The 1,617-nt window shown below is 31.2% G+C and carries 2 protein-coding genes; one reads left to right on the forward strand and one right to left on the reverse strand.

What is annotated here, in order from left to right:
- Positions 1–667, reverse strand: a 667-nt coding sequence (locus ABJD66_RS00005; RefSeq protein WP_348126780.1) for a glycoside hydrolase, incomplete at its 3' end; no start/stop codon positions are given.
- A gap of 262 nt (positions 668–929) precedes the next feature.
- Between ABJD66_RS00005 and ppgK the strand changes: the two genes are divergently transcribed.
- The coding region (gene ppgK, locus ABJD66_RS00010) for a polyphosphate--glucose phosphotransferase (RefSeq protein WP_348126782.1) at positions 930–1,617 on the forward strand (688 nt) is incomplete at its 3' end.

The raw sequence follows: 1,617 nt of genomic DNA on the forward strand, positions 1-1,617 counted from the left end.
TAGTTATAATATTTCCTTCAGATCCAACTGGAGTTTCATCACAGTTAGTATTTCTACTGTGCGTATTTGAATGCATTGTTTCATCAAAAGTTTTAGCAAAATTTGCTGTTCCTGTAATTTGCCCAACACATTCTTGTATATCCAATTCTGTTACCCTCTTGTCACATCCTTCTCCCTCTCCAACAACATTAATTAACCAAAATGTAGAAGACATAAAAGTTTTATTTGCTTTCATACTACACTCTACATAAGTACCAACCTGCACTGCATTTTTAGAGTAGATATTAGAACCTGCATGAGTAAAAGTATCTCCATTAACCACTTCTGGCTCATTTAACTCATATGGCGTAAGCATTAAATTACCCTCAGCTTGTGATACTGTATTTGCTTTAAAAATTCCTGGAGCTCTTCCTATCCAGCGTGTACTGGTATTTACCCATTTAACTTCATCAAAGTTATTATTATTAAACTCATCTGAAACATTTTCTATTTTAGTCCATTTTTTTCCAGAAGGAGCAGGATTATTATCATCTACAAAAAATGGAGCCTCTAAAACAATGGCTTTTCCTACAGCACTATTAACAGTATCATCATCACTAGAACTACTACATGACAAACCACTAAAAACCATTAATACAGCTAAATACTTTAAATTTAATCTAAACATTTGTGAATATTTTTCTTACAAATATACAAAAACAACTGGTATAGATCTAAAATAGACTTAAAACCTGTATCTAATAATTAATTGTAGACTTTTGAGTATTTTAAAAGTATTAATATTTAAATCACTCACTAATAGCAATTTATAAGAATCTACTATTATTTTAATGATATGTAAAAACCTATTAAATAATACATAGATTTATTTAATAGATACTCTTTAAAGTTTTTTTGTTACTTTGTTAATCTAACTATAAAGCTACTAAATGGAAGTTCTAGGTATAGATATTGGTGGTTCTGGAATTAAAGGAGCGCTTGTAAATGTTAAGACAGGAGAAAAAATTACAGACCGTTTTAGAGTTCCTACTCCGCCTACAAAAAAGCCAAAAGAAATGGCTAAAGTTGTACATAAAATTATAAAGCATTTTAATTATGATGGTCCTGTTGGCTGTGGTTTTCCTACTTTAATTAAAGGTGGTGTTTGCAAAACACCTGGAAATTTACATAGTAAATGGGTTAATAAAGATGTTACTGCTTTGTTTACAGAAACTACAGGCTTGCCGTTTACAGTAATTAATGATGCAGATGCGGCTTGCCACGCAGAAATGAATTATGGTGTAGGTAAAGATCTTAAAGGTTTTGTTGTAATGATTACCATTGGAACCGGTTTAGGTAGTAGCGCTTATTTAGATGGCCAACTTATTCCTAATTTTGAGTTAGGTCAAATACCTTACAAAAAGCATAAAAAAATAGAACTTTGGGCTGCTGATTCTGCTAGACAACGAGAAGATCTTTCATTTAAAAAATGGGGAAAACGTGTAAATACTTTTTTAGAGTATGTAGAGTTATTAGTTGCACCAGACACCATTGTTATAGGTGGTGGCATATCTAAAGAATTTGAAAAATTTAGTAAGTATATAAAAATTAACACTCCAGTAATACCTGCCGTGTTAG

This window comes from Cellulophaga sp. (assembly GCF_039943695.1).
In the GTDB taxonomy this organism is placed as follows: Bacteria; Bacteroidota; Bacteroidia; order Flavobacteriales; family Flavobacteriaceae; genus Cellulophaga.